This is a genomic window from Streptomyces sp. Ag82_O1-12 (genome assembly GCF_900182715.1).
Lineage (GTDB): Bacteria > Actinomycetota > Actinomycetes > Streptomycetales > Streptomycetaceae > Streptomyces > Streptomyces massasporeus.
In genome coordinates this window covers 1-26,970 of the sequence record NZ_FXUW01000002.1, presented here as the reverse complement: position 1 = coordinate 26,970, position 26,970 = coordinate 1, and the positions used below count along the sequence as shown (strand labels likewise).

At 70.1% G+C, this 26,970-nt stretch carries 27 protein-coding genes and 1 pseudogene; 10 read left to right on the top strand and 18 right to left on the bottom strand.

What is annotated here, in order from left to right:
* Positions 1 to 65: 65 nt before the first annotated feature.
* Positions 66 to 680 (bottom strand): hypothetical protein, encoded by a 615-nt coding sequence (locus tag QOL88_RS38520; RefSeq protein WP_097223397.1) that lies wholly within the window; start codon positions 678 to 680, stop codon positions 66 to 68.
* 359 nt (positions 681 to 1,039) lie between these two features.
* Here QOL88_RS38520 and QOL88_RS38515 point away from each other — a divergent pair, with 359 nt between their 5' ends.
* A complete protein-coding gene (locus QOL88_RS38515) occupies positions 1,040 to 1,624 on the top strand; it encodes a hypothetical protein (protein WP_306456209.1) in 585 nt (194 codons plus the stop codon).
* 282 nt (positions 1,625 to 1,906) lie between these two features.
* Here QOL88_RS38515 and QOL88_RS38510 read toward each other — a convergent pair whose 3' ends face one another.
* From QOL88_RS38510 to QOL88_RS38500, 4 genes are all read right to left on the bottom strand, one after another.
* Positions 1,907 to 3,043, bottom strand: coding sequence for a coiled-coil domain-containing protein (locus QOL88_RS38510; RefSeq protein WP_097223399.1), 1,137 nt, complete (start codon positions 3,041 to 3,043; stop codon positions 1,907 to 1,909).
* Positions 3,044 to 4,471: 1,428 nt separating this feature from the next.
* The gene (locus QOL88_RS39080; RefSeq protein WP_179879175.1) at positions 4,472 to 4,756 is read right to left on the bottom strand and encodes a recombinase family protein; all 285 of its coding nucleotides are present in this window, start codon (positions 4,754 to 4,756) and stop codon (positions 4,472 to 4,474) included.
* 796 nt (positions 4,757 to 5,552) lie between these two features.
* Positions 5,553 to 6,509, bottom strand: coding sequence for a hypothetical protein (locus QOL88_RS38505; protein WP_097223401.1), 957 nt, complete (start codon positions 6,507 to 6,509; stop codon positions 5,553 to 5,555).
* Positions 6,510 to 6,572: 63 nt separating this feature from the next.
* Positions 6,573 to 7,658 carry a site-specific integrase gene (locus tag QOL88_RS38500; RefSeq protein WP_097223402.1) on the bottom strand — a complete coding sequence of 362 codons (1,086 nt, stop codon included), beginning with the start codon at positions 7,656 to 7,658 and terminating at the stop codon, positions 6,573 to 6,575.
* 465 nt (positions 7,659 to 8,123) lie between these two features.
* Here QOL88_RS38500 and QOL88_RS38495 point away from each other — a divergent pair, with 465 nt between their 5' ends.
* Positions 8,124 to 8,330 (top strand): hypothetical protein, encoded by a 207-nt coding sequence (locus QOL88_RS38495; protein ID WP_143668921.1) that lies wholly within the window; start codon positions 8,124 to 8,126, stop codon positions 8,328 to 8,330.
* Between the two features lie 271 nt (positions 8,331 to 8,601).
* Here QOL88_RS38495 and QOL88_RS38490 read toward each other — a convergent pair whose 3' ends face one another.
* Positions 8,602 to 9,225, bottom strand: a complete 624-nt coding sequence (locus QOL88_RS38490) for a hypothetical protein (RefSeq protein WP_097223403.1) — start codon at positions 9,223 to 9,225, stop codon at positions 8,602 to 8,604.
* Between the two features lie 314 nt (positions 9,226 to 9,539).
* On the opposite strand from QOL88_RS38490, the gene QOL88_RS38485 reads away from it, so the two are divergent.
* Positions 9,540 to 10,646 (top strand): hypothetical protein, encoded by a 1,107-nt coding sequence (locus tag QOL88_RS38485; RefSeq protein WP_257028115.1) that lies wholly within the window; start codon positions 9,540 to 9,542, stop codon positions 10,644 to 10,646.
* Positions 10,647 to 10,822: 176 nt separating this feature from the next.
* Here QOL88_RS38485 and QOL88_RS38480 read toward each other — a convergent pair whose 3' ends face one another.
* The 3 genes from QOL88_RS38480 to QOL88_RS38470 form a co-directional block, all read right to left on the bottom strand.
* The gene (locus QOL88_RS38480) at positions 10,823 to 12,367 is read right to left on the bottom strand and encodes a hypothetical protein (RefSeq protein ID WP_283445933.1); all 1,545 of its coding nucleotides are present in this window, start codon (positions 12,365 to 12,367) and stop codon (positions 10,823 to 10,825) included.
* Positions 12,368 to 12,702: 335 nt separating this feature from the next.
* Positions 12,703 to 12,999: a hypothetical protein gene (locus QOL88_RS38475; RefSeq protein WP_143668924.1), complete on the bottom strand. Its 297-nt coding sequence runs from the start codon at positions 12,997 to 12,999 to the stop codon at positions 12,703 to 12,705.
* 129 nt (positions 13,000 to 13,128) lie between these two features.
* On the bottom strand, positions 13,129 to 14,313 hold the full coding sequence (locus QOL88_RS38470) for an amino acid adenylation domain-containing protein (protein ID WP_143668925.1): 1,185 nt from the start codon (positions 14,311 to 14,313) through the stop codon (positions 13,129 to 13,131).
* A gap of 704 nt (positions 14,314 to 15,017) precedes the next feature.
* On the opposite strand from QOL88_RS38470, the gene QOL88_RS38465 reads away from it, so the two are divergent.
* The 3 genes from QOL88_RS38465 to QOL88_RS38455 all read left to right on the top strand — a co-directional run bounded on the left by QOL88_RS38465 (position 15,018) and on the right by QOL88_RS38455 (position 17,565).
* The gene (locus tag QOL88_RS38465) at positions 15,018 to 15,719 is read left to right on the top strand and encodes a restriction endonuclease (protein ID WP_097223408.1); all 702 of its coding nucleotides are present in this window, start codon (positions 15,018 to 15,020) and stop codon (positions 15,717 to 15,719) included.
* Between the two features lie 113 nt (positions 15,720 to 15,832).
* On the top strand, positions 15,833 to 16,765 hold the full coding sequence (locus tag QOL88_RS38460) for a ParA family protein (protein WP_097223409.1): 933 nt from the start codon (positions 15,833 to 15,835) through the stop codon (positions 16,763 to 16,765).
* On the top strand, positions 16,762 to 17,565 hold the full coding sequence (locus QOL88_RS38455; RefSeq protein WP_097223410.1) for a hypothetical protein: 804 nt from the start codon (positions 16,762 to 16,764) through the stop codon (positions 17,563 to 17,565). Before QOL88_RS38460 ends, QOL88_RS38455 begins: the two co-directional genes overlap by 4 nt.
* 79 nt (positions 17,566 to 17,644) lie before the next feature.
* On the opposite strand, the gene QOL88_RS38450 is transcribed toward QOL88_RS38455, so the two are convergent.
* The 7 genes from QOL88_RS38450 to QOL88_RS38420 all read right to left on the bottom strand — a co-directional run bounded on the left by QOL88_RS38450 (position 17,645) and on the right by QOL88_RS38420 (position 20,288).
* Positions 17,645 to 18,361 (bottom strand): hypothetical protein, encoded by a 717-nt coding sequence (locus tag QOL88_RS38450; protein ID WP_097223411.1) that lies wholly within the window; start codon positions 18,359 to 18,361, stop codon positions 17,645 to 17,647.
* Positions 18,358 to 18,768: a hypothetical protein gene (locus QOL88_RS38445; RefSeq protein WP_097223412.1), complete on the bottom strand. Its 411-nt coding sequence runs from the start codon at positions 18,766 to 18,768 to the stop codon at positions 18,358 to 18,360. The genes QOL88_RS38450 and QOL88_RS38445 overlap by 4 nt, the downstream gene beginning before the upstream one ends.
* Positions 18,765 to 18,929, bottom strand: a complete 165-nt coding sequence (locus QOL88_RS38440; RefSeq protein ID WP_373559368.1) for a DUF4326 domain-containing protein — start codon at positions 18,927 to 18,929, stop codon at positions 18,765 to 18,767. The genes QOL88_RS38445 and QOL88_RS38440 overlap by 4 nt, the downstream gene beginning before the upstream one ends.
* Positions 18,923 to 19,351, bottom strand: coding sequence for an ASCH domain-containing protein (locus QOL88_RS38435; protein WP_097223413.1), 429 nt, complete (start codon positions 19,349 to 19,351; stop codon positions 18,923 to 18,925). The genes QOL88_RS38440 and QOL88_RS38435 overlap by 7 nt, the downstream gene beginning before the upstream one ends.
* Positions 19,351 to 19,623, bottom strand: coding sequence for a hypothetical protein (locus tag QOL88_RS38430; RefSeq protein WP_097223414.1), 273 nt, complete (start codon positions 19,621 to 19,623; stop codon positions 19,351 to 19,353). The genes QOL88_RS38435 and QOL88_RS38430 overlap by 1 nt, the downstream gene beginning before the upstream one ends.
* Positions 19,620 to 19,805 (bottom strand): hypothetical protein, encoded by a 186-nt coding sequence (locus tag QOL88_RS38425; RefSeq protein ID WP_097223415.1) that lies wholly within the window; start codon positions 19,803 to 19,805, stop codon positions 19,620 to 19,622. The genes QOL88_RS38430 and QOL88_RS38425 overlap by 4 nt, the downstream gene beginning before the upstream one ends.
* A gap of 282 nt (positions 19,806 to 20,087) precedes the next feature.
* Positions 20,088 to 20,288, bottom strand: coding sequence for a hypothetical protein (locus tag QOL88_RS38420; RefSeq protein WP_179879176.1), 201 nt, complete (start codon positions 20,286 to 20,288; stop codon positions 20,088 to 20,090).
* Between the two features lie 395 nt (positions 20,289 to 20,683).
* Between QOL88_RS38420 and QOL88_RS38415 the strand changes: the two genes are divergently transcribed.
* From QOL88_RS38415 to QOL88_RS38400, 4 genes are all read left to right on the top strand, one after another.
* Positions 20,684 to 20,917: a hypothetical protein gene (locus QOL88_RS38415; protein WP_257028116.1), complete on the top strand. Its 234-nt coding sequence runs from the start codon at positions 20,684 to 20,686 to the stop codon at positions 20,915 to 20,917.
* Positions 20,914 to 22,299: a DUF2637 domain-containing protein gene (locus QOL88_RS38410; RefSeq protein ID WP_257028117.1), complete on the top strand. Its 1,386-nt coding sequence runs from the start codon at positions 20,914 to 20,916 to the stop codon at positions 22,297 to 22,299. Before QOL88_RS38415 ends, QOL88_RS38410 begins: the two co-directional genes overlap by 4 nt.
* A gap of 125 nt (positions 22,300 to 22,424) precedes the next feature.
* The gene (locus QOL88_RS38405; protein WP_283445932.1) at positions 22,425 to 24,404 is read left to right on the top strand and encodes a type IV secretory system conjugative DNA transfer family protein; all 1,980 of its coding nucleotides are present in this window, start codon (positions 22,425 to 22,427) and stop codon (positions 24,402 to 24,404) included.
* Positions 24,401 to 25,057 carry a hypothetical protein gene (locus QOL88_RS38400; protein ID WP_097223391.1) on the top strand — a complete coding sequence of 219 codons (657 nt, stop codon included), beginning with the start codon at positions 24,401 to 24,403 and terminating at the stop codon, positions 25,055 to 25,057. Before QOL88_RS38405 ends, QOL88_RS38400 begins: the two co-directional genes overlap by 4 nt.
* A gap of 54 nt (positions 25,058 to 25,111) precedes the next feature.
* On the opposite strand, the gene QOL88_RS38395 is transcribed toward QOL88_RS38400, so the two are convergent.
* The gene (locus QOL88_RS38395) at positions 25,112 to 25,414 is read right to left on the bottom strand and encodes a hypothetical protein (protein ID WP_097223392.1); all 303 of its coding nucleotides are present in this window, start codon (positions 25,412 to 25,414) and stop codon (positions 25,112 to 25,114) included.
* Between the two features lie 672 nt (positions 25,415 to 26,086).
* A pseudogene (locus QOL88_RS38390) lies at positions 26,087 to 26,970 on the bottom strand (hypothetical protein); the annotation flags it as partial.

Below are 26,970 nucleotides of genomic sequence, written 5' to 3'. Positions count from 1 at the left end.
ATCGTCGGGGGCAAGGAAGAGAGCTAGGCAGCCCGACCGGTCACACGTGGCAGCCGCGCGGATCATCACGCCTCCGGGGACTGCGGGAAGCGCGACGCGCAGTCCAGGGAGTGGGGGCGGGGCTCCTCGTCGTGGACGGCTCCGCAGTCACACCCGCCCGTGTGCATGTCGGCCCGGGGGGTGCCCTGCACGAGCCAGGGGCGGAACGCGGCGTGCCCGCCTCGCACCATGCGCTCCACGCGTTCGGCGACGGTGGTGTGGTGGGTCTGGGTGACTTCACCGATCTCCCGCAGGGACATGCGCGGGCGGCCCGTTGGCCCGTCCTCCCTGGCGTACAGGACGAGTTCGGCCTCCAGTGCCTCCAGTCGGGTGCGGAGTCGCCGCACGTCCCGCAGGGCGGCCCATAGGCGGTCACCGCTCATGTCCTCCCCGTCCCGCAGGGAGTCGACGGCCTGAATCGCGGTGTCCGTCTCGTCCGCCATGGTCCAGCCGTGGACGTGGCCCGAGGTGAAGTGGAGGACGTACGACGTGGTCCCGTCCTGCCACCACGTCGTTGCGCCGTTCCGGCCGCCGATCTGCTCGTTCGGCTCCGTGTCCGCGTGGGTCAGGGTGATGCGGCCGACGTGTGCGGCGTGCCTCGGGCGGCCCTTGCTGCCCGGGGTGGGGACGATCGTTCCCATGGTTGGAACCTTCCTGGTCAGGGAGTTGGAACGGGTTACGGCTCCCCGGTTTTGTAGGGGTAACCCGACACGTGAAATGTAGGGGTAACCCGACAGCCGTCACAAGGGTGATTCCCGGCCAACGGGCACGCTTGCCTTCGGCCAGCTCCTTGCCGGACTGGCGGGCCACGGGAGCGAGCGGGTATCTGTACCGCACGACAGGACGAGGCGGTGGTGGGGAGTTGGCCCTGGTGGTGAGGTGGAGACGCCCGGCAGTGCCTCTGTGGCTGCGGCCTCCCCCGCCCGCACCCGGGTCCCGGCGCTCGCAGCGTCAGCGGGCGGCCTCCGAACTGCGGGCACAGGGCCGGTACGGGCCCGAATTGCGCGAGGTTCTGCCCGGGTTCGTCGGGCTCGGCCTGGCCGTGCTTGTCCCCGTCCTGCTGCTCGCTTGGCTCTACCGCGCGCTCGGCGTCGGCGGCCTGGTGCTCGGCGTCGTCCTCCTGGCGGCTGCCGCATCTGTGGGCCTGTGCCTGCACCGGTCGGTAGCCCGCCGGCGCGGTGGGCGCTACACCGCGCCGGAGCTGGCCCGGCTCGATGACCCGGGCCTGGCGGTGGCGGCCGCGCGGATGCTGCGACGCGACGGCTGGCAGGTGGTCGACCTGAGCGCGCGGGAGGGGCGGCCGCGTCTGTACGCCCGGGACCGCCGGGGCCGCGAACTCGACGTCGCGTTCCGCCCGGTGGCGACAGCGGACGAGGACGAGGTGGCGGGCGGTCCCGCTCCCCTGCGGGAGGCCGGGCGGCCCGGCGTCGACCGCCTGATCCGGGTCGTCGTCCACCTCGGCGCCTTCAGCCGCGCGGACGTGCTCTGGGCCTCCCGCCAGGGCGGCGTCCACCTCCTCGACGGCCACCAGCTGCAGCGCTGGGCGGGCGGCACCACCCTTGACGACCTGGGCCTTCCTGGCTGATGCCTCTTCGTGCTGTCGCACCGCGGCGGCGGGCTGCGCCTGGTGCTCGACGTCCAGCCGAACGAGGGGCCCGCCGGCGTCCGGCTGGAACGGGAGGACACCCCGGCGCGGCCGCCACGGGCTCCGGGTCGGCGGCGGGCTCTGCCACACGGAACCGGGTAACAGTCCGCTGCGACTGTTACCCTCCTGACCTGCGGAAATTATAGAAACGGGCCCTCATCTGAGGGCCCGTTCTGCTGTGCGGGGGCCAGTCGCCAATTGGCGACTGGCGGGGGAGTCCTGCTACTTCCTGCCCCGGGCGTTCTCCTCCGCCGTACGGGCCCGGTCCTCGACCTCCCGGACCTTGTCCCGGGCCTCGTCCAGCTTGTCCCGCAGCTCGTCCACGCGGGTCTCCAGCGCGGTCACCCGGGCGCCGGCGCGCTCGGCGTCGTCCCGGGCCCGCTGCAGCTCAGTGTGCAGCTCGTCCCGGAGTTGGGCGGCGCTCTTCTCGACGGCGGCCACCCGGACCTCGGCGTCCCGCGCGGCCTGACGGGCGTTCTCCTCTGCCGTGCGCACGCGGTCCTCGGCTTCGCGGACGCTGGTCCGCGCGTCCTCGACCTCCCGGACGGTGTCGGCCTTCACCTGGGCGGCCGCCTTCTGCTCCCGGTCGACGGTGGCCTTCATCTCCTCGACCTGGCGGGCGGCCTCGTTCTGCGCCCGGCCGGCTGCGGTCTCGGCGGCGGTGACGCGCTCGGCGGCGGCCGCCTCCACCTGCCGGATCTTCTCGGCGGTCTCAGCCTCCACCTGCTCGACCCGCTGCCGGGCCTCCTCGGCGGCGCGCTCGGCGGCGGCGCGGGCCTCCTCGACCTCGCGGGCGGCCTCCGCCTGGATGCGCTCCACCTCGGCCTCGAACCGTGCGCGGGCGTCGTCCAGCTCGGTCACGGCCTGCTCGGCTGCCTCCGCGGCGGCCGCCTCCGCGTCCTTGGCTGCCTTCGCGGCCTGCTCGGCGGTGATGCGGCGGGTCCGCTCGGTCGACGCCTCGCGCTGGGCCTCGGAGACCTTGGCGGCCGCGTCGTTGGTGACCGCGAGCATCTGCGCCTCGGCGGCCTCGGGGTCGGTGATGGTCTGCAGCTGCTCGACGTACCGGCTCAGGTCGCCGGTCAGCCGCTCCATCTGCGTGATGACTTCCCCCCGGAGGTCCACGGCGGTGGCGGCGGCCATCGACACGGGGCGGTCCAGGTCGTCCGGCTCCGGGCGGCCGGCCGCTTCGGCGGTCTTCCGGCGCTTCGCGCGGAACGCGGTCAGCGCGGTGTGGTCCTCGCGCTCGCAGTACTTCGGCGCCGGGCCCGGCGTGCTCGGGTCCTTCGCCTCCGGCGGGTTATCGCACCCCGGGAACTGGCAGGTGGGCCGCGCCACGGTCTCGGTCTGGGGCTCGCTCATCCGGGTCTCCCGTCATCGTTCCGACACTCTGAGTGTATCACATCGCATTGCATCACGTTACATTCCATAGCCCATGAATGAAACGAGATGCAATGTAATGGATGGGTGATCCGGTTCCGGCGGCCGGTCGGCGCGCGGTCGCGACGAGGACGGGGCGCCCTGGGTCCGGTTCCATAAACGGGCCCTCAGATGAGGGCGGAAAACAGGAAGCGCCGGCGCGGCCGCCACGGCGGCGGGTTCGCCGGACCGGTCACCACGGCGGCGGCGCGCTGAGCGGAGCGCCCACGACGGGCCCGGCCACATCGCGGCAGCTGCTGCTCCCCCGCAACCACGGCGGGCGGTGCGGTCTGCTCACGCTCGCGCGTGCGTGACGGCGGCAGTACGGCGGGCAACCCAACTCCGTCCGGGCAGACGGCGCTCCGGACCCCGGCCTGCCACCCCTCCCCTCCCCGCTGGCCTCTTCGACGCGCACAACAGCGAGACGTGCAGTCGGCAGACGGTTGGCCATGTAAACCGCCCACCGTGGCCGTGCTCGGGCCAGAACTGGAAGTTCCAGCGGCGTGGTCCACGCAAGGTGTGCAGAAAGCGGAAGTGGCAAGTCCACTGCTGCGCGCCGGGGTTGGTGACTACTACTGCTAAAAAATCTTGCTCTTGGCTTCAGTTTCCCGGATCTTGACTTCAGTTCCCCGGATTCATAGGCGGACGCGTTGAACCGCCTATGAATACCAGAACTGGGTCATGCCCCGGACCTTGGAAACATGGTTTAACTTAATCAAGGGTTCCCTGAATTTACGGCCTAGGCCAGACGCGTCCTTGGAAAGCAAGGGATAAGGCAAGGTATTGTGACCCTACCTCGCGGATCCTCCTGAACTGAGCGGCGACGGCAGCCAGTCCACAGACCTTCCGGGACCAGCACGCCGGTGCCGGGCCGGGGAGGGGAAGGTGAGGTGGTAGTGATGGACGTCCCATCGGACAAGCGCGACGGGGAGAAGTGGCCTGGGCCAGATAGGTGGCAGGTCTTCCTGGCGGCGGCGAGTCTGCTGGTGGCGATCATCGCCCTGGTGAGGTAGTTCGCTCGGCGGAAAGCTGGAGTGCTCACCCCGAAGGCGCGGTTGGAGCTGACCGACGCTCGCATGCAGCGAGCCCGGTCGCCGGATGCTCGACCGGGCTCGGTAACTGCATGAGGCCTGGCTCCGGGCTCCACCCCGGGGCTGGGCCTTCGTGCGTGGGATCAACTGGACTGACCTGCTGCTCCACGCGCCCGTGACACGTAAAACTTGATCACCTCAAGCAGGGCGTCAAGTTATACGAGTCGCTGCCACAACCATAACCGCTTTCGTAGGTGCTCTGTCAGCTTGCGGCTTCGACAAAGGCGCCGGTCGGAGCACTGAAAGCGGGCATGACCTGTCTCTTAAGGCCTTACGTGCGTCACGGCCGTCCGGAGCGCTTACGCAGTGTGGGCGGCCGATTAGTCGGGTTGGCGAGCATGCGGCGGACGGTTTCGGGGTGCCAGCGCTCTCCGCGCTTCGGTCGGATGTCCTCGGCTTCCAGAACGGCGGCGATCTCGCGGTAGGACAGTTCGTCCTCGTCCCGGAGTTGGCGGGCACGAGTACGGCCCCGGCCTCCCAGCTCTGTCCCCAGGGGCAAAGTAGCCCGCTGGGGACAGAGCTGGGAGTTCAGGGCCGACAAGGCAGACAAGGGGCCCTGCCGCATGGCCGGGCCCCCTGCGTCCCTATGCTTCATGACCTCCGCTGCCGCCGCGCCCTCTCGCGGCTGGCGGCGGCGGTCCGCTCGGCGGTGGCTGCGATCCTGCGGGCAGCGGAGTCGGCAGCCTCGCCCTCGAACGAGATGAAGCGTCGCCCGCTGCAGACGGAACATCCGGGCCCGCTGTGTCGCTGGCAGATCACGTGCAGCTGGTCCATGACGTGGGTCCCTTCCCTTGGCCGGGGGGCCTGCTGGCTGATGGGCTCCGCCCGCCGCGGTTCTGGGAGGGGCGCAAGGTGGAGCGCCCCACTGGACGTACGACCTTGCGCCCCTCCCAGGTTCGTGGCGCCCTTGGGCATCAGTCGGGAGGGCCTTCCTCAAGGGAGGTCGCTCACGCGCGGCGCTGGCGCAGGGTCGGCGGCCGGTCGCTCGTGTTCGTGAGCATTCGCCGGACGGTCTCCGGACTCCGGCCTGCCACCCCTCCCCTCCCCGCCGGCCTCGTCCACGCGCACAACGGCGAGAGAGTCAGTCGGCGGACGGCTGGCCATGTAAACCGCCCACCGTGGCCGTGTTCTGGGTGGGCGTCCAAGAACCGATCGGTTCCTGAACACCTCGCCCGGCAAAGCGCATCTGTCCTTCCCGGCCTGGGGCGTTGTGTTCAGGAAGGGTGTTCAGGACACCAGGGGGCCAGGCTGCACTCAGCCGACATCACCTACGAGTGCTCCTAGCCGCGCCGCGGGCGGTATGTCGTCATAGTTGGGCCCGGACAAGTGCCGCGCTCACCAGGTCGGCGCAGATCGGCCGTCTACTGGGCCGGGGTGCTCCCCGTCGTGGGGTCCTGCGGCGTCCCGGTGCTGCGCGCCTGCCAGCACTCTCGCGGGTGGGTATGACCGCCGCATCGGCAGATCCCCTCCAGCGTCGCACTCAGCGCGGTTATGTACTCATCGCTCTGCAGCCACGGAAGAGAGAACCCTTCCTCCTGCCGGCCGGAGACCTGACGTCGGGGCAGCGGCGGCCGGGGGCGGCCGTCCCGCAGGTCCACGTCGAAGGACAGACCCACGTGATACTGCAGGTACCGGCTTACCCGCCGACCGAACTCGACGTGCCAGGAGGCCGGTTCCTTGACCAGCAGTAAGGCCTCCGTGTCGGGTGCGGCCACGATCACGCTCACCACGCCGGCGCGCATGGTGGTGGACAGCACAGAGCATCGTCCGACGGCCTGCGTCAGGAGTGTCTCCACCCCCCATAGCGGCCTTGCCATGTCGGCCCAGGCGCGTTCCACGGCGGCACGGACGGTGAGGTCGGTGGGCGGTGCGCCCTCCTGAGAGGCCGCCCGCCACAGGTCGGTGATCTGCCGGTCGACGTCGTCGAGGTAGGTCTCGCGGTCGGTGTCGGACTCGGATTGCAGTACCTCGTCGGCCAGGGCAAGGCCGATGGCCACCGCCACGTGGAGGCCGGGGAGATCGGGGTGGGTCAGAGCCTTGTGCACGGTGCTGTGCGGCAGCCCGGTGCACTCGGCCAGGCGGCGCACGGACAGCCGCCCCCCGGCCTGCCGGTGCAGGTCGTAGAGCAGGTCCAGGAGCTCCTGGTGGGAGCCCGGCGCTAACTGCGGACGGCGGAACTGGCCGGGGCGGCCCATCGGTATCTCCTGGCGGTGGTCGGTTGGCGGGACGGGGCGGTGTCGACGGGCAAGCCCCCGCCGGGTCAGGCCCAGGACGAGCGCCACGAGCAGCCCCGAGGCGACGCTCTCGAAGAAGTCCATGCCGGGAGACTGCCACCTGGTGGGGCTCGGGCGGACAGCCGTGGACAGCAGCTCGGGCCCGTCCTACAGCACGCCGTGCAGGGCGTTCTCCTTGAAGCCGTCGTCTTCCTCGCGGTAACGGCGCATGACCTTGGAGCCGGGGGCCCATCCGCCCTGGCGCTCGGCAACGGCGTCGGGGTTGCCGGCGCGGGAGGACTCGGTGACCAGTCCGCGCCGCGGGCTGTGGCCGGTGGGCCGGATGTCGAGCTGTGCGCGGGCGGCGATGCGGGTCAGAATGTCGCCGATGGTCACGGGGTCGAGTCCGCTGTCCAGGACGGTCTTCCATCGGTTGTGCACCGCGCGGAACGCGAAGCTGTCGGGGTCGGCGTCCTCGCCGAGTTCGGCCTTCCAGCGGCGCCAGGCCCGCACCGGGCACAGGTGGGCGCGGGAGCCGAAGGGCACCTCGACCGTGCGCGGGGCGACCTTGGAGACCCGGACGTCGACGATGAGGCCCCGGCCCTCCGGGTCCTCGGCGATGTCGCGGAGGCGGAGGTAGGCCAGTTCGTGCTCGCGGCCGGCGAGGGCGAAGTGCAGCGTCATCAGTGACAGGTCCCGGGTCCCGAACCGGTTCCGGGGCAGGGTGGCGGCGATCTTCTCCATGTGCCGCACGAGCAGCGCGGGCGCCGGTCCGCGTCCCCGGCGCTCCCCCGCCTTCTCCATCTCCTTGACCTTCGCCTTGAGCAGAGCGCGGGCCTCCTCGGCGACGTCCTCGGCCAGCTGCAGCTTGAGCTGGCGGCGGGCGGTGACGACCACACCGGACAGGCGGCGGTCGATGGTGGAGGGCGCGGTGAGCGGGCAGGGCTCCCGGCCCGGCTTCGGCGGCCGGGCGGGCTGGTGCCAGCACCACTCGACGAACGCGACCAGCGTGCCGGAGCGGACGGCGGCCGGCGGCAGGTCGCGCTCGGCGCAGAACCTGAGCCACGCGTTCCAGTCGGCGGCGTAGCCGGTGCGGGTGCGCTCCGGGCGGTTCTTCTCGACGTGGGCGGTCGCCTCGTGATCGAGCCGGGACAGGCGGGCCTCGGTGGCGGCGTCGAACCGGCCGGGACGGGCTCCGGCGTCGACCTGACGGGTCGTGGTGCTCACCGTGACCGACAGATCCGAGTTCGTCATCGTGTCTCCCTGAGTGCCCGTCATACCCGTTTTTCCGTACCGCACTTTGTGTCGTCTGGATCCCCGATACGTGAGCTTATCCAGGATCCATGGGCGGAGCTGGGGCGCCGAGGGGTCTCCGGTAATTGGCTGATTCGTGCCGAGAACTTGCCGCCTCCCCAGAGTGCCGAGCGGCTCTGATCGGCGTAGAGGCGGAGAGGAGGCGCACGGAGCGAAGCGGGGGTCGCGATCTACGCAAAAGAGGCGCCGCGGGGACTCGGGCGGCCATCTATGCTCCGGTGGTCCGGACCGACAGAGGGCTTGCGCGGCTAACTACGGCCTGTTGCACAGTCCAGGTCCGTCGCCAGGCGTTCGACTCGCTACCTCCTGAGAAGTGCTGTCCGGAGCGCACCCCGCGACGCAAAGAGACAGAGGGACGTACTCCTTCGCTGTCCCGCCGTTCCTGAGACCTGAGGGGGAACCACGATGACCACGGCCCAGCCGACCCCGCCGCAGGCCCCGGATCCCGATCCGCACCGACTGCTGCACCGGCTCGTCACGGGTCTGCTGGTGCTCGGCTTCCTCGCCTACGTCCTCCATGAGCACCCGGCCCTGCGAGAAACGGCAGCTGCGTTAGGAGGGCTGGGCGCGCTGCTCCTGGCGGCGATTCTCGCGGCTGGTCGTAGTCGATGACTGCGGTCAGCTCTGCGGCTCCTCGTCGGCGCGGCCGCCGGCGCCGAGGGTGCGGCGAGCACGGGGGGACGTGGCCGGATTGGTTCCAAGCACTCCCCGCTCGCGTAGCTGGGCTAGATCGGGGAGGCGGACGCCGGGCAGTGCGTCGATGAGGTCGGCCTGGGGAGCGCGGATGCCGTGCGCGTCATGCGGGCCGGAGCCGAGAGTGCGGCGGGTCGTCACAAGGTCATCGTATGGGCGGTCCTGCCACGAACCGTTCAGCTCCTGCTCCTTAGGGCACCTGCCAGTCGGTGGCCTGCCACCCGCCCCCCGGCTGCCAGCGCAGATCCACGATCGAGGTGGACTTGCTGGTTTCGGGCGGGATCTCCTTGACGTTCTTGCCGATGAGTCCGAACACGAATGTGCCCCACACGCTGACCTTGGCTTCGTCGCCTGTGTAGCGCTTGACGGTCACTTTCTCTTGTGTGGAGCTGACGATGAGGTCGGCGCCAGCGGGCGGGCGCCCTTGCTCGTCCAGTCCGATGTTCTTGGCAACGCGCTGGTGTGCGTCGGTGAAGGCGGCAAGCAGGCGCTCCCGGGAGGCTGGGTCCACGTAACGCTCGAAGATTTCGCGGCGGTCCTGCGGGTTGTACATGGCCTCGCTACCGAACGCCGCGTCGATCTGCTCGGCGGCTTTCGCGGCGCCTTCCCTGGTGTGGGCGCTGACGACAGGCGGGGCGCTGGTCATATCGGTGCCGGGGGTGGCCCCGCCTGCGCCGGGGTCGTCGTCTCGGACGGCCAGGGCGATCACGGCTATCAGGGCCACTACGACGGCCGTAACGGCGACGGGTAGAGGGCGCGGGCGACCGGATATCAGGTAGGTGGTCTTGATGGGCCGCCACTCGATCCTCGTCATGCCCTGCACTCTCCCCCTGGTGGTGATCAGCCCTGCTGACGGTACTGGGAGGGCTTAGACGGCTGACAGTCCGGTGCCCGAAGGAAGACAAGCGTGAGACGCTATCTGTCCTGATTCGACTGGGGGTTGATGTGTCCGCGCGTGTATGTACTGCGGCCCGTCTGATAGTTGCTGCGTTCGTCGCCGCCGTGGTGGCGCTGCTCGTGTTCGCGCCGGCGTCCAGTGCCGCTCCGACACCGACGCCCTCGCCGAGTCCGTCCTCCTCGAAAAGCAACGCATGCGCCAGTCTGGGAGGTCAGGCGTACAAGATCTGCATGCGCGACACCGACAAGGGCGACGATGGTGGCGGCCCCCCGTCACTGACTGGCCCGGGGGCGACTCTCGACCCGCTGAACTCTCTCGCGGACGGCATCGCGAAGTCCGCGGCCTGGACGGTCGATCAGCTGAGCAATGCGGTGTCGGCGACCAGTGACATTGATTTCACGAACACTGCTTTCTTGAAGACGTATGCGCTCGTCTTCGCTGCCTCCGCCTTCCTGGTGCTGCTGCTGTGGCTCTGGGCCGTGGTCAAGCGTGCCGTTCGAGGTGTGCCGCTGACCCAGGCGCTCGGTGAGGCGATCGGCCTGCTGTGGGTGACTGTGTTGGCATCCGCCTTCACTCCCCTGATCCTCTACACGATCGTGGGCGCGGTCGACGGCATCACGGAGGCTCTGGCCGGCGGCGGTTCCGGCAAGTTCTTCGACGCCTTCTCAGATGCCCTGAGGGATGACCAGGCCGCCCAGGACGGGGGCCCCTTCGCTCGGATCGTGCTCTCCCTGGTGTCCATCCTGGCGGCCGGCGTGGTGTGGCTGGAGATGGTGGTGCGGTCCGCCCTGCTCTACGTCGGCGCGGTGCTCGGCCTCGTCGTGTACTCCGGGATCGTCGACCGCCAGCTGTGGTCCCGGGTTCGCAAGTGGGCCGGGATCATGGCGGCCATCATCCTGTTGAAGCCCATCATCGTGGTCGTGCTCCGGCTGGCGTCGGCGATGGCGGAGGGCGGCGAGCCGAAGGACACCACGGCCGCCATCATCAGCGGGCTGGCGATCATCATCATCGCCATCGTGGCGAGCGCGTTGCTTTTCCGGTTCGTGCCTGGCATGGGGGACGAGATCGTGGCGGCCCGCCGGGACACGTACGACCCTGCCTCGCGCCAGGCGGCGGCCGTGGTCACGAAACCCGTTACCGGCATCACGCAGGGAATCAATACCCATGCGTCACGGGATGTGGCGGCACGGCCCGCCGCGAGTCCGTCGGTGTCGGCGTCTTCCAGCGCCAGCGGAGGGATTGCGGCTCACTCCACCAGGCCTACCTCGTCTGGCTCTGGGTCGTCCGGCGCCGGCGTGCCTCGTCAGGACGGCCAGGACCGCACCGGACGCGGGTGATCAGGGGCCTGGCTGTGGGTTGTTCATCCCTATCAGCACCCCGATGACGATGATGGCCACCAACAGGTAGAACTTGCCCTTCAGGCTCATGGCCCTCCCTCAACGTGGCGTTTCGTCGCTTCACCGTACCGCCGGGAGCACTCGCCGAAAGACAGCCTGAGGGGCAGCCTGGCCCCTCAACAGTCCCTACGGCGGGCACGCTTCTCGGCGCGGGCCCTGGCCAGGGCGGCCCGATAGGTCTCCTCGTTCCTCGTCCGCGTCAGGGGCATATCGAGTCGGCGGCGGTCCTCCATCTGCGCCTCGTGCAGGTGCTCCGGCTCGCGGGCTGGCCAGCGGCGCGGCTGCTCCTGCTGTGGGTCCGGGGCATACCGGTCCAGCCCCCAGCGGCCGGACAGTTCGGCCCGCTCGGCTTCCCGTGCCAGCTCGGCCTCAGCCGCGATCCGCGCGGCCTCGCGGCGGCGTTCCTGCTCGCGCAGCTCGGCCTGGCGGTCGTGCAGGTCGGCGGGCCTGGCCATGATGCGGGCCCGCTCGGCAACGGCGGAGGGGGCGTGGTCCCACCTCGTGACGTGGTCGGCCTGAGCGACGGGGCGCCGACGGCCGCCGTAGCCGTGGGCGTTGCGACGGTCGTTGATCAGGCGCCATAGCCTCCACGCGGCCAGGCGGCCCACATCGTCCACCCCGGTCACGCTGCTGGACAACAGCTCGACCAACTCGTACTCCGTGGCGCGGCGCAGTGCGATACGGACCGTGCGCTGCAGGTCAGTCCACGCGGAAGCTGCCTGCCAGCCTCCAAGGTCGTCCCAGTGTCCGGAAGGCAAAAGAACCTTCCCGTGGCCCAGTTGGGCCCGCCAGGCGTGCCATGCACGCCGCAGGACCCTGTCTGCGACGGCGCGAGGGTCGCCACTGGACAGGAACGCGGGGTTCTTTCCAGGCGCCGCCGAAGGCGTCGTTTTTTCTTGTCCCATTTCGTTTGACCAGCTCAGCCCCCTACTACCGGTAGATAGAACACCAGATAGTGGTGAGACGGCCTTCGCGTTAAGAGGGGACGTTTTGCCATTGGTCATCAGTCTCTGAGCCAGGGCCTCGGCGCGGTCGCGGTCGGCCACTGCCCAGCACCGCAGATCCTGCGGTCCGGCCTCCTTGCCCAGGGCCTTGGCGGAGCGGCGGATGGCCTCGGCGGCAGCGGCCGCCGGGGAGTCGGCCGGGTGCTCCCAGCGCGGGGCGGCGTCCAGCTCGGCGGCGCCCTCCTCGTCCACGGCCACGACGGTGGGTTCGCCAGACAGCACCGCGGCGTCGGCGGCGTCGGTCAGGTGGCCGTACCGGGCGTCCTGGTAGGGGTCCTCGAAATCCGGGAGGTCCCAGACCTTCAGCTGCTGGGCCAGGTCGTCCGGGAGGTCTTGGGGGATGGCGTCGGTCCGCAGCACGAGGGCGTAGACGGCTCGCCGGCCGGGGGCCGGGGCTACGACCCGGGCGGCGAACCCGTACCGGTACAGCCCTTTCAGGTCGTCCCAGAACCGGTCCTCTCCTACGCCGACCTGCCAGGCGTAGCGGGCGGCCAGGGTCATGCCTCCGTCCGTGCGGCCGGTGCCCCACTGGCCGACCACGCGGCCGGTCGCGGAGTCCAGCTCCTGCTGGGAGAGGAACCGGGCCAGGCGGTACTTCGTGGCGGGCAGCAAGCCGCGCCCGTACGACAGCTCCGCGACCCGGTACCACATGGTCAACGTGATCTGGGGAAACCGGAGTACGGCTACGGGGTTGTGGTCCAACGAGTGCGGTGTGACCTGCGTCAACTCCGGTGAGATGGACACACCGGATTCAGGGCGCACTGGGCCGACACCGCAGCCATGGGCTACGATGCGAATGCTCCTTGAGCTTGATGCGAGAGGGCACACGAAAGCCTGGTGACGGCTTGGTAACCCGACACCTGGTTCGCGTACTAAATGCAGAAGATGGGGATCTCAGGCCCGCTGGCAGGCGAACTGAGCTGGGATCCCTCCAGACGTCGTAAGTGCCCTGGCTGGTAAGGCCGGGGCCTTTTGACGTCCGGATGTTGTCGTCATCCGGCCTTAGGCAGCTCCTCAGTCGTCATACCGGCGGCCTGCTTCGCCTTCCGGCGGGCTTCCCGCTCCTTGCGCTTGGTCTCGCGCTTGTACAGCTCATGGAGCGCTTCGCGGAGCACCTGGGCTCCGGCGATGCCCATCTCGGTCACAAGCTCTTCGTAGAACTTCCGCTCGACGTCGTCAGGGTGGAGTACGAGAGTGGCGCGGATCTTCTTGTCGGCGGGAAACACCGCCGACTTGCCCGCGTGCTGCACTCCCCGTGGTCCGCCCAAGCGGCGTTCTGGTCCGCCCATGCGGCGATCTTAGCCACATCGAGCCAGTCATGTTTCATGTACGCGCGTGTTTCCGCTGGTTATTCGTGTGAGGCAGGCGGCCGTTTGCCAACACCGGGCAGTTCGCTCGGTCGGAAAAGCCTTGGGGCGTCAGGGCTGTAGGGCCTGGGAGAGCTTCGCCAGGCGTCGCTGGACGTCTCGGCGAGCGCCACTCTTTCCAGTGACCTGCGTGCGCAGGGTCAATAACTCGGTGCCCAACTCCCGTACTCGCGCGGGGTCTGTGACTCGATGCCAGGCGTAGTGGGCGTGGTCGACGTCGGCAACGACGTCGGGGTGGGTCCCGGGTTGGTCGGCGTTGAGCCGCACTACTGCGCTGCGTAGCCACAGCTCGCACGCTCGATCGGGGGCGCCTTCTTCCAGGGCGATGACGGCGCGTACCTCGATCCAGTGGGCGACCTCGGGGGAGTTGGGGCCGTGCTGCCGGAGGGCTGCCTGCTCCCACGCGGCCGCAATGGCGGCGGCCTCGGCGTGACGTCCGGCCTGGCTCGCCTGGCTGATGGCGTGGTGCGGGTCCTCCTCGGCGGCCCTCGGGGACGGTTCGGCCGGCTGCGGGTGCTCCTGCCTCGGCGAGGGGACGTCGACCGCGGGCAGTCTGCCGTCTGGCGACGGCTGCGTCGGTGTCGCCGGCGCGGGGCCCAGCCAGAGGGTGGCGGCTTCCTCGAGTACGGCGGCTCGGGCGGCCTGGTGGTGGAGGTCGTCGGCGGTCGGCCTCGTTGGGGCGGTGCGCAGAATGTGGGCGAGTGCGTGTGTGTACGAGGGCCTGGGGCGGTGGCGGCGGTCCTGCAACTGGACGGCACCAAACAGGGCGTACGGCCCGGTTAGACGCTGCTCGTGCTGGACGAGGGACTGCCAGACGTCGGTGTCGGCGGCGAGGTCGGCGACCAGCGTGGTGGTGCCCGGGGCCCGGTACTGCAGCTCGGCGGCGAGCCAGTGCCACGGGAGCGCGGTATACCGGATCGTGCGGGCCGTGGTGCGGGCCAGTGCCAAGTGGAGCCGGTGCTGGCGAGAGTCGACGACTAGATGCCCGGCGACGTAGACGAGTAGCTGCCCCTCGACGGCGGCCGCGGTGCGGACGGCGGTCAGCACGGTGTTCGGGTCGTCGGGGGCGGCCAGCTGTACGGCGCTGGCGTACGGGGCGCCCACGAGTCGCGCCGGCGGGATCGCGGCCAGCTGCGGGAGCATCGTGGCCACGGCGAGCGGGTGGCGCACTGGTGGCTCGGCGGCGATCAGCAGGGCGTATCCGGGCTGTTGGGTCGGTGGGGTGCTGGGCGCCATGGTCAGCACCGTAACTGCCTGCTCCTGGCGCCGCGCGGTCCTTTCGCCGTAGGTCCGGCTTAGCGGGGTGGTTCCCTCGTTGGGCGGCAGGCGCAGCCCTACCACGGGCGTTGTCGGGCTGCCAGGCTCGGCGGAGCCGACCGCGAAGCGGCTTGGCCTGGCGGCCCGGCGGCGGCCGTGGTGCCCTCCGGGTGCCGTCCGACGAGGGGGCCGCACCGCGACCCACCACCATCTCCACCACCCACCACACGCACCCAAGATCCCTGCCCCCCACCCCCTCCGCAGGGTGGCCGGGGTGTGGGGCAGAGCCCCGCAAGTCTCTGCCTGCGGCGGGTGGTGCTGGACTGAGGCCCCGTTGTCAGTGCTCGCTGCCAGGATGGAGGGTTCGCGGGGAGCGACGACGAGGGGGAGGCATCTGTGCCTTTGGTCAGAGCGTATGTGCGGTCGGATGGCACGCAGGTTCGCCAGCACTCGCGATGGGCGGCGGGCGGCCGCAGGGAGATGGCGATCTTAGCCGTGGTCGGGTTAGCCGTCGTGGGCATGGGCAACGGCAACGTGACCCTGCCCAAGGACGGCAACAGCCCTCGGCCCCGGTCGACAGTGCAATACCCGATCCGGTTCGACAACGCCCCACCGGACCGGATTCAGCAGCCGCGGCCCACGGTGTCGTACCCGATCCGGTTCCCTTCTCCTGAGGGTCAGCGGTGACCCGGCGGCGGCCGCCGGCGCGGCGGCGTACGCGACGGTCCAGCAGGCGGCAGCAGCAGAGGGACGCCCAGCTGATCGGCTTACTCATGGTGGCGGCCGCGGTCATCGGCCTGGTGGTCATAGTGGTCAACTGGCTGCTGGCGCACTGGTGGGTCCTGGTCGCCGTGCTGGTCCTCGCTCTGCTGGCGGGTGCCGGCTGGGTCTACAACCGGCAGCAACAGGCCCGGTGGGAGGCCGTGCGCGCACAGGGGCTGCGCTACGGGCTGCCGCAGCTCGACTCGCTGCACCACGCCCGGTTTGAGGACGCGGTGCGGGACCTGATGCGCCGGGACGGCTGCCGGGACGCTCAGCGGGTCGGCGGCCGCGGCGATCTGGGAGCGGATGTGAAGGCGACCGATCCTTTCGGGCGGCGCTGGGTGATCCAGTGCAAGCACCGCCGTAACGGCGCGCAGGGCTCGGCGGTCGGTACGCCGGATCTGCAGGTGCTCAACGGGACGGCGCGGCAGGTGCATGGGGCGGACGTCGCGGTGATCGTGACGAACGGCCGGGTGAGCGGCCCGGCCGTGAAGTTCGCCAAGGAACAGCGGCTGCATGTGGTCGACCGGCAGACGCTGGCCGTATGGGCGTCGGGGTCCCGGCCGCTGTGGGAGCTTCTGAGGGCCGTTCCCCCTCCTCGGCGACCAACTGCCCTGAGCTGAAAGGGAAAAGGCGCAGACGGGCCCTTAGGGCCTGTACTCCAGCAGAAAGAGGCTCGCCCCCGGTGTGGGGGCGAGCCTCTTCTATGTGCGGAACCCGCGCTACGGTGCGGGCTATGTCAACCACACAAGGGCAGACGGTACCCGTCGTGCCACTCCCCGACGACGTCAGATTCCTGGACGTCGTGACCGAATGGGACCCGGGGCTGCCCTGGGACCAGTGGACTGCGCAGATGCTGGTCCCGGCCACGTTCCGCCCGGTCTCCGTGCCCCGCGTGATCGCGATTGCCAACCAGAAGGGCGGCGCGGGCAAGACGACCACCACGGTGGAGTTCGCGGCCGCGCTCGCCGCACGGGGCCTACGGGTCCGGATGATAGGAGCCGACCCGCAGAGGGCTTCACTGCCGGCCTGGCTGGAGCCCGCCTATCCGGAGGGCCTGGAGCCCAAGCAGCGGCGGACACTCACGCACGTCTTTTTCGGGAACTGCTCGCTGGCGGATGCCACGTACCCGACCAAGTTCAAGGGCCTGTACATCGTCCCGGGCGGCACGAAGCTGGGCCGCGTCGAGTCGGAGAACCAGCTGGTGGGCCGGGAGAGCTGCATCCAGCGGGGTATTGCCCAGGATCCTTCCTACGACGTCAACCTCATTGACTGCGGCCCGACGCTCGGCGTCATCACCGTGTCGGCGCTGGCGGCCGCCGAGGACGTCATCGTCCCCACCCTGGCCGGCCGAATGGACCTGCTCGGCGTGAGCGACCTGCATCGCAGCTTCACCCGGGTCAAGGAAACCCTGAACCCGAAGCTGGAGGTGCGGGCGATCGTCCTGAACGAGTGGGACCGGACGAGCGTCATGCAGAAGACGGCGTTCCAGGTCGTGCAGGACTACCCGCACGCGATCGTGGCGCCGGTGCACCGGTCCACGAAGATCAAGGAAGCGGTCGGGGAGTACCTGCCCACCCGCCTGTACGCGCCGCGGTCCAAGCCATCGATCGAGTTCGACCAGCTGGTCAGCCTCTACTTCGGGGATGTGAAGGGGGTGGGCCAGTGAACGTCGGCTCCTCGCTGAGTGCCATCGACGACGACGAAGACGAAGAGTTCTTCATCAACGACCTGGTGGGACGGCTGCCCTATGGAGCGGAGCCGGTCGACCCGGCCCGGCTGCCGACCGAGCCCAGGGCTCGCCTCGATGCGCTCCTGGAGGCGATGCAGGCGGCGGACGCGAAGGCGTCTCTCAGCGTCCGGCATGCCAAAGCGCGGTGGACGATCGAAAAGGGGATCCCCCTCGGCATCCTCGTGGACGAGCGGGCGTACGAGGCTGCGGGCTACACGGCCCTGGAGCCGTTCGCCGACGAAGTGCTGCACATCTCGCGGGGTCACGTGTACGAACTCGTGGGTGACGCCCGTCGTCTGGTGGCTGTGGCGCCACTGTCAGAAATTTCTGACAAGCCTCTGGTGCCCTCTCAGGCAAAGGTGCTGGCACCGATCCTGGAGCTGGAGTCCGGGATGGAGAAGGCCCGCAAGACGCTGTTGGAGACGCAGCAAGCGGGGAAGGTGACGGCCGCGACCCTGAAGCGGACCGCTGTCAGGCTCGGGTACGCCGCAAAGCTGCCCGGCCAGGCCTCGGCGGACGACGCACCAAAGGTCGACCCGGCGGAGCTGGCGGCGCAGGTGAACCGGGAGCTGCACGCGGCGGCCTCCGCTGCGGAGCGGGCCGTGGCCCTGCTGACGTCCGCTCTGGCGTCGGTGGACGAGGGCGTGGCGCCTGCGGATAGCAAGACGGCGTCGGTCGACTTGAGCCGCCTACGCACGGCCGCCGAACGGATCGCCCGCAGGGCTGACAGAGTATGACGCCCTGCACCCACGGAAAAGGCCCCCGCCCTTGGGCGGGGGCCTTTCTGGTCACTGTCAGAAATTTATGACAGTCCCCTCAGTTCAGCTCGGCCACGTGGGCGGCCTTCAGCAGGGCCTGCACGTCCAGCTCCTCGCCGAGCTGGATGGCGCGCTGCTGGCGGGCGTGGGCGGCCGCCACGATCGCCTCGACCTTCGCTTGCTCCTGGCGGTACTCCCACTGAGCTGTAGCCACGGTGCCGGCGGTCTCGATCGCCTTCACCCGGGCCTCGTTGGCGCCCTTGATCTCCTCCATGACCACCTCGTGGGCCTGGGTGCGGGCCTCGCGGCGGTCGGCCCGCCACAGGGGCGCGCACACCGCGTACACCGCGGCGGTGCACCCGGCCCACAGCAGGGCGGCCAGCTGCCAGTCCGGCGTCCACGCGGTCACTCCGGCGAACGCGAGCACGGCGGCTCCGCCGAAACTCAGGCGCACGGTCTCGTTGTCGCCGTGCTGCTTCGCCGCGGCGACACACCCCGCGCACCCTGCGAATGCGGCCAGACTGCCGGTGATCCACAGGGGGGCGGTGGAGCCGTCCGGGAGGTTCTGCCCCCAGCTCCACGCGAGCGCGGACATGCTCGTGGTCGCCAGGCCCGGCACGATGCGCCCGAAGTGCTCCCAAAGGAGGCGGGCTGCGGTCCGCCTCAGCGGCAGCTGGGGCGCGGGCCGGAAGGTGGGCGGCACGGGCTGGCGGTGGGCCTGCTCGATCAGGTAGAGCGCCGGATCGAACGGCGCGGGGCTCTGGTGCTCGGTCACAACGACCTCTCCTGTCCTCGGGTGAGTTCCTGCTGGTGCTGTTGGTCTGCGCGGTACCGGGAGTCCCGCTGCTGTCGTTCGGTCTCCTCGCGCTCCTTGCGCTCGCTGGAGTTGGGGCCGTCCTTGCCCCACACGGTGATCTCGCCCGGGTTGGCGGTGCCTTCCGGGTGGGGGCCGATGGCGGCGACTTCCTTACCGCGGTACATGACGCGGCCGTCCGGGGTCAGGTCGAACCCGTGCTCTCCGGTCCCAGGGTTGTCCCGGACGATCCGCTCACCGTCGATAGACACGCCCTGGTGGTCCAGCGTCACCTCGTGGCCGTGCCGCTCGATCGTGAGCCGGGATCGGCCCGCCATGGCGTTCTTCCGGTCCCACTGCCAGGGGTTGAACTCCGTCTCCCTGCTCACGGCTTCACCGCCCGGTCCGCCAGTTCAGCCAGGACACGGGCGTGGCACGGCTGCTCCGGCCCGCACCAGCACCCAAGCCGCCGGCCGCGCAGCGCAGGCAGCTCGCGGGCGCCCTTGCTGGAGCCGCCGACCCCGGCGAACTCGTCGTAGACGGTCAGCACGGCCCGGCCTCCTCCCGCAGCACGCGGGCGGTGCCCTCGCCCTCCAGCTGCTCGCGCACTCCGTCAATGAGGGCGGCCGGCGGGGTCCACAGACCCTGGGTGCCGCTGTACGGGATCGGGAGGGGGAGGGCGGTCACCTCGTCCAGGACGAAGTGGAAGTTCCCGCTGGCCGACCACGGGGTGCACTCTCCGTCGTCGGGGTGGCAGTCGGTGATCCGGGCGACCGCGAGCACGGCGCCCAGCTCCAGCTGCAGCCCGCGCACCAGGGCGGCCACCATGGGCCCGTGGCGACGGTCCGGCGTCTTGCCCGCGTGGATGAGTACGGGGCCCCGGTACGAGGTCGGCCACACCCTGTTCTCCACGCGCTTGTCCGCGTAGGTGATGGCGGCCGCCCAGGGCTGGCGGATGGTCAGGGCGCGCATCAGCTGACCACCTCCGCCACGGCCTTGCCCATGCCGACCAGGACAAGGGCGATGACCACGGCGGCGGTCAGCACGGTCTTGCTGGCCTTCCAGACCTTCCGGAGCCCTACAGACAGGGCGAGCGCTCCGAGCACCGCGACGGTGCCGTATGCGGTCAGTCCGGACAGTGCGGACTCGATGGCGTCGCGCCCGATCTCTACAGAGGTGGCCGTGATCAGCAGGGAGAAGACGAGGGCGGCCAGGGCGACGATGCGTTCGCGGGCGATGCTCACTCGGAAGCACCCCCCTGTGGGGCCACGACGGTGAATGCCTGGCCGGGGAGGTCGTAGTGGACGTGCGCGGTCGGGTAGGCGCCGGCGCGGTGCTGCTCGGCCAGCTGCTCCGCGCGCTGGTCGGCGCGCAGGTCGGCGTCGGAGATCCGTTCCAGCACGGTCGGGTTGGTGCAGTGCGACATGGGTGTGCCTCTCCATCAAGGCGTGCGAGGGGAGGCGGGCCGGTCGCCAATTGGCGACCGGCCCGCCGGGGGCCCTATCGGGCGGGGTGCGGCCTCACGGGCTGCTGCTGCGGCTGGCGTCCGTCGCGCTCGTGCGGCTGCGGGCGGATGGGCAGGGGCGGGCGGCTGCTCACTTGCGCCCCCTGATCCCGCTCATGGCCTGGCCGTGGCGCTGCAGGTCGGCCTGAGCCTTACGGCGGTCTTGCTCGGCCTTCCTGGCGGCCGCGGCGGCGTCCTGCGCGCTCATGCGCTCACCGCCAGCTGGCACGTGCACCGGACGGTGACGGCCTGGCCGTTGCGGCGGATGACGACGGTCTGGAAGTCGTCGCAGGCCGGGCAGGTGCCGGTGAAGGCGGGCCCCTTCTTCCCGACCAGCACCAGCTGCGGGCGCGTCGCGGGGGCCTGGATGGAGTTGCCGGTGGTCCGGCTGGGAGACTTACGCACGGAGATCCCTCTCTGTCAGGGGTGTCCCAATCCGGAAGGCGGTCGCTCGCCTGTCCGGGGCGGTCGGGAGCTGCAACTCCCGGCCAGAGAGAGGGTCAGGGCCTGCAAGCCCTGACCCTCTCTCGTGCTTGCACAACCAACGTAACCCACTAACCCTTGAAGTTCAAGGGTTAGTGGGTTAGATTCTTCCTGCACTCGACAACAGGGAGGTGGCGATGGGGAACGGCCCCATGGTCCGCGAGCGGTCCCCGGCCGGGCCTTTTCCACAGGCCAGGACCCATAACCTCTTGGGGTCACCAATCCCAAGACCCCAAGGGGGACCGATGGCGGACAACTCGCCAGCGAAGCGCAGTTCGGCCCAGTCCAAGAGCGAGGGACGGCCGAAGTGGGTTCCGATGCGAGACGACCAGTACAGCGGCCTGACCGCCCTCGCCCGGGACTTGATGGACGCACGGACCCGTAAGACCGAACGCATCACTGAGAACACGCTGATCCGCGTAGGCATCGACCTGTTGCTCGCGCACCCCGAACTCCTCGTGGGTGACACGGAGGAGGAACTGCGCGCCAACGCCCTGACGCACATCGCGCGGTTGCAGGAGCCGCCTCACACAGAAGGGAGGGACGAATGAAGGACGGAACAGAGGCCAAGACCCCGACCCTGACCCGGGTCCACAAGGTACTGATCGGCGTCGTCACCTTCGGCGCGGTGGTCATCGCTTCCATCGGATTCGCCGGCTCGTACTCCGCGGTGCACGCCCTCGCCGTGAAGAAAGGGTTCGGGGACTTCGCTCTGGTCTTCCCCATCGGTATCGACGCCGGGATCGTCGTTCTCCTCGGCCTCGACCTGCTCCTGACTTGGATCCGGATTCCGTTCCCGTTGCTCCGCCAGACGGCGTGGCTCCTGACGGCCGCCACGATCGCCTTCAACGCGGCCTCGGCTTGGCCGGACCCGCTGGGCGTCGGGATGCATGGCGTGATCCCGATCCTGTTCGTCGTCGCGGTGGAGGCGGCCAGGCACGCGGTCGGCCGGATCGCGGACATCACCGCCGACAAGCACATGGAAGGTGTCCGCCTCACCCGCTGGATGCTCTCGCCCATGCCCACGTTCCTGCTGTGGAGGCGGATGAAGCTCTGGGAACTCCGGTCGTACGAGCAGGTCGTGAAGATGGAGCAGGAACGCCTGGTCTATCAGGCACGCCTGCGTCAGCGTTTCGGTCGTGCCTGGCGCCGGAAGGCCCCGGTGGAGGCGATGATGCCGCTGCGTCTGGCCCGGTACGGAGTCCCGCTCCGGGAGACCGCGCCGGCGGGCCTGGAAGCGGCCGGAATCACGGTGCCTGCGGAGCTAGAACGCCTCGACCGTGACGAGGTGCGCGAGGAACTGCCCGCGACCACCCCGGAGCTGGAGTCGGAGGCGGGGACGGTCGACGTCGACCAGCACCACGGCCAGGACGAGGTGGATGTGCCGGAGCTGGCTGCCGGTCACCCGGAGCCCACTGTTGCACCGATCCCTCCGCAGCCTGCCCCCGAGCCGTACGAGGCGTACGGGCACGGCGTGGACGTCGAGTACAGCGGCGGATACGACCCGTACGGGCAGTTGCAGGTCAACGGCCAGATGGCGGCCGCCGGCGGTCCGCTCGCGGCCCGCGGCGACGGGCGTCCGGCCATGGTGCAGGCCCGGATCGACCGCGCCGACTGGCTGCAGAAAGACCTGGAGCCGATCGCGGACGAGACGGTCCACTCGCCAATTGACGACAGCCCCGAGCCTGTTCCGGCGCCTGAGCCAGTGCCGGTGCCGGAAGTCATCAACGAGGCCATGGACGAGGGCGCGGAACCTGAGCCGCAGCTGACGGGCAAGGAACTGCTGGAGCACCTCTACCTGCAGCTCCCCCCGGAGCAGCGCTACCCGAACACATCGGCGAGCGCTCTGGCTCGGGAATGGCACGCAGATGCCGGGTTCACGGTGAACAGCGCCCGGAAGTACCTGGGCGACATCATCAGGAAGCACGACTGAGGAATCCCGGGGCTGAATGTCAGCCCTGGCTCGTACGGTGATCGTGAGGTCACCGGACATATAGGCGCCCCCGGGAGGCGCTGGTACCGCCGGACCCGGGGACTTCGCGACAGAGGAGTGATCTCGTGTCACGCAAGGAAGAGAATCCCACACCCGCCACCACAGACCTGTCCGGCGGTGTGATGCCGCACTGGATGCACCGCATCCGCGACGCACACAAGCCGTCCGGCCTCGTCGGCCCGCCCCGGCGGGGCATGGGCACCGCACCCCTGGCGGCGGGACTGCCCGCCGTGACGGTGGCGGCCGCCGGAACGGAGGGCGGCAACGGCCCCTCGCTGCTGGACCTCGTCAACTCGGTGACCTCGAACTGGCCCCTCGGTGGACTGCCCGGCTTCCTCGGTACGGCGGCGGTCGCCTCCGGCCTGGGCATCGTGGCCCTGAAGAGCAAGCTCGACATGGGCGCAACGGGGCCGGTGCGCCCTTCCGATCGCGTCGGGTTCGCCACCCCCAAGGAACTGAAGAAGTGGCTTTCCGTGTCCGGCCTTCGGAACCGGGCCGCCGTGCTGCGCCCGTCTCTCGCTGGAGAAAAGAGCCGCTCAATCAGCCCGCACGACCTCGGCTACCACCTGGGGACCGATCTTCTCCACAAGAAGGGGCTGTTCCTCGCGTGCGAGGACCTGGTGCTGATGTACGCCCCGCCCCGTATGGGCAAGTCGGCGCAGCTCGGCAACGCGGTCATCGACGCGGCCGGCTCCGTGGTGGTCACCTCGACCCGCGGTGACCTGTACGAGAACACCCACAAGCTGCGGCGAGAGCACAACCGGCCGTGCTGGGTGTTCAACGCGGGCGTATCCGGTGTGCCCAACACCCTGCGCTGGAACCTCGTGGAAGGCTGCGAGGACGCCTCGGCGGCCATCCGGCGCGCGGGCTACATCCTGGCGGCCTCGGCCTCCGGGGAGGACATGGAAAACGCCAGCTTCTGGGAGGGACACTCCTTCACGGTGCTGTCCTCGTACCTGATGGCGGCCGCGCTCAAGGGCGGGGACCTGATGACGGTCCGCCAGTGGGTCACCTCGCCCACGGAGAGGGAGCCGCTGGAGATCCTGCAGGCGCACTATGACCGGGTGCCGGCGGGTTGGGCCCAGTTGCTGGCCCAGATGCTGGAAGCTCCGGAGAAGACGAGGGATTCCGTCTACCTGACGCTGGTCCGCAGCTTCCAGTTCATGTCCCACCCGGAGGTTGTCGAGATCGTCAGGCCCCGGCCCGGGGAGCAGAAGTTCGATGTGCAGGACTTCCTCAACAGCCGCGGCACCCTGTACGTGATGGGCCGGGACATGCGGTACGGCTCAGTGGCATCGCTGTTCTCCGCCCTGGTGGGCGAGATCTACGACGCGGCCTACGTCCGGGCGGACAATGCCCCCGGCGGGCGCCTGGACCCGTACCTGCGGATGGTCCTGGACGAGGCGGCCGTGATCTGCCCCCTGCCGATTCACCTGTGGTCGGCCGACGCGGGCGGCCGCAACATTCAGCTGCTGGTCTCCGTCCAGTCCCCGTCCCAGCTGCGCGAGCGGTGGGGACGAAACGGCGCCCAGACCATCATGAACAACTCGACCCGCGTCGTCCTTGGCGGTCTCTCCCTCCCCGATGACCTGGAAGAGCTGTCGCGTCTGTGCGGTGAGAAGGACGAGGAAGTGGCCTCCTCGTCCACCTCGGACGAGGACAAGAAGTCCCAGAGCGTTTCCGTACGGCGGGTCCGAGTGATGCCGCAGGATGCCATCCGGCAGATGAAGGAAGGGACCGGTCTCGTCTTCTACCGGCACCTTCCGCCCATCCGGTACCGCTTCACCCCGGTGTGGGAGCGCAATGACGTGCGTGCCCTGGTCAAGCAGGAGAAGGCACAGGCGAAGCTGGACGCGAAGCTGAAGAAGAAGGGCATGCAGGTCAACGGGCCGGTACTGCCTCCGCAGATGCCCGCCACGGCGCCGGGCCTCCCGGGTCAGCCTGGTGCGGTGGACGCCCCGCTGGCTGCGGCGCCGGGCATCCCGGGTCAGCCCGCGAACGGCTACTCGGCGACGGACGCTGAACGGTGGAGGTACACCGGATGAGCGAGCAGAGCCGCAGGCCGGCCGAGCCGCCGCGCGACGTGCTGGCCATGTGGGAGCGGACCCGGAGCCTGGGCAAGCGCATCGACGGCGTGGACGAGCGGCTGGAGGCCCTTGAGGGCTTCAACCTCCCGGACGTCGTGGCGGACCTGGCGCTGACCGTGAAGAAGCTGACAGACAAGCCTGAGGCGCAGAAGTTCGCGGTCTGGGACTGGTCCACCTTCAACCCACAGCAGCAGGCACAGGCTTGGGAACTCCTGCTGGACTGGACGATGAACACCTTCCGGGTGCGGTACCCGCGCTCGTTCACGGAGATGCTCGGCTACAGCAAGGGGGCGGTGTCCTGCTGGCACCTGCACCCGGACATGGTGGAGTCGCTGACGGGGCTGATGGCGGCCTGGAACTGGGCGTTCCGTGATCCGGAGTCCGGTCCGCTGCGAGTCGCTGAGTGGCTGGGTCGCTGGCTGCCCGACGGGGTCAGGCAGGGGCAGTTCATCCTGGCGACGTGCAAGCTGGAACCGAACAAGGTGGACCAGTACGGCAGGCCCGACCCGTACGCAGGTCACAAGGACCCGATGGAGAACAAGAGGACTGACCCGCCGGTGGATCTGCTGCAGCACATCCACATGCTGAAGACGGGCGAAGTACCCGCCTGACACGGCAGCGACAGAGGCCCGGACCGATGGTCCGGGCCTCTTCGCATGCGTACGTCAGGCGGCCGCCGGCGGCACGGGCCGGTTCTTCCACTCGAAGAGCGCCCACCGCACCGCCTCGCGGACTCCAAGGGCGTAGTCCCGGTCGACGTCGGGCCAGTCGTTGCCTTCCAGGCAGTCACGAGCGTGCGTCTGCTCCCGCCCCACCTGGCGGACGGTGTACGGGTAATCGTGCGTCTCTCCGCTGATCGGAGCATTCTCCAGCTCGCCCAGCAGCCAAGCGACCACGGCCCACACTCCCTGGGCGAACGTGCCGGGCCGCCGCACGTCGTACTCGTCCTCGTCCTCGTCCAGCTGCACGCGTGCGAGCTCGCCGGCGTGGAACTGCCGGGCGGCATCGTCCCGGAGCGCTTCCAGATCCGCCCGCGTCCGGCGGACTCCCCCTGGAAGTCCGGGGGTGCTCGGAACCGGTGCTGGAATCGGGGTGGGCCCGTACTCGTGGCCCGGCCAGGACGGCGTCACCCCGGGGAGAATCCCATGCTTCCCGGCCGGAGGCAGCAGGTCGTCAATAGGCGGGTGGAGCCGGCGGCGGGGGCGCCACGGGTCGCTGTTGCTGGCCATGGTGTCGACGGTAGCCGCGGGCACTGACACGAGGCCAGTGGTCCGCCCGTCTCCGGCGGTTCGCCGTAGGTCCGGGCGGAGTGGGGTGGTTCCCTCGTTGGGCGGCAGGCGCAGCCCTACCACGGGCGTTGTCGGGCTGCCAGGCTCGGCGGAGCCGACCGCGAAGCGGCTTGGCCTGGCGGCCCGGCGGCGGCCGTGGTGCCCTCCAGGTGCCGTCCGACGAGGGGGCCGCACCGCGACCCACCACCATCTCCACCACCCACGGGCCCGCACCCAAGATCCCTGCCCCCCACCCCCTCCGCAGGGTGGCCGGGGTGTGGGGCAGAGCCCCGCAGTCCTGACCGGTGCTCGAGTAACAGCGAAGGGGCGGACTGCCACCAGGCGGTCCGCCCCTTTCCGGGTGCAGCCGGGCTACATCTCGACCTCGTACCCGCCGACCTCGACCGTGGGGCCCTCGATCTCCAGCTCCGGCCGCTGCACCACGGGCTCGTCCCTGCGGGCCCGCTCCGCCTCTTCCATCTGCCGCGTCTGCTCCCGGTCGGCCAGGATCTCCGTCGCCCTGGTGGCGGTCTGGACGGCCTGCTGCAGCTCCTCGCCCGTGAGCGTCGGCCCGTCCGCGTGAGCCCGCTCGTGGGCCTCGCGCAGCCGCTCGCGCTCGCCGGTCTCAGGCTGTTCCAGCTCCGGTTCCAGCGTCGGCTCCTGCACGTCCTCCTGCAGTTCCAGCGACTCCGGGGCGACCTCGGGTTCCGGGGCGCGGAGTTCCAGCTGCCGCTGTGCCTCCTGCGCCTGGGTCCGCGCGTCCTCGGTGTGCTCGTGCCACGACTCCCGGGCCTCGTGCACCTTTTCCAGGGCCTTGCGGTCCTCTTCCATCCGGGCGGCCAGGGCGTCGTACCCCTCGACGGTGGCCTGCAGCTCCTCGGCCCGGGCCGGGTCCTCGGCCTCGCACGCCTCGATGTACTTCTGCACAGCCTCCCGCTGGAGGTCGGACAGAGACTCGGAGACCTCGCGCAACTGGCCGGCGACGTGCGGCGGGGCCCACTCGGTCTCGCGCTCGTACTGCTCGACCATGCGCCGCAGCGTGGCGTCCGTGGCTCCCACCAGCTCGATCCGGTCCTCCGGCTCGCCCAGCGCGCGGTACGCGCGGTCCCAGTCCTGGCGGACGTCGACCGCACCGCGGCCCGGCCGCGTGCCGATCGGGTCGCGGTCGTGCTCGAACTCGTGGGCCTCGCGGTACGCGGCCACGGTGCCCGCGCGCTCGATCCAGCGCTCCCGCCATTCCGGGGCGTCCGGCACGG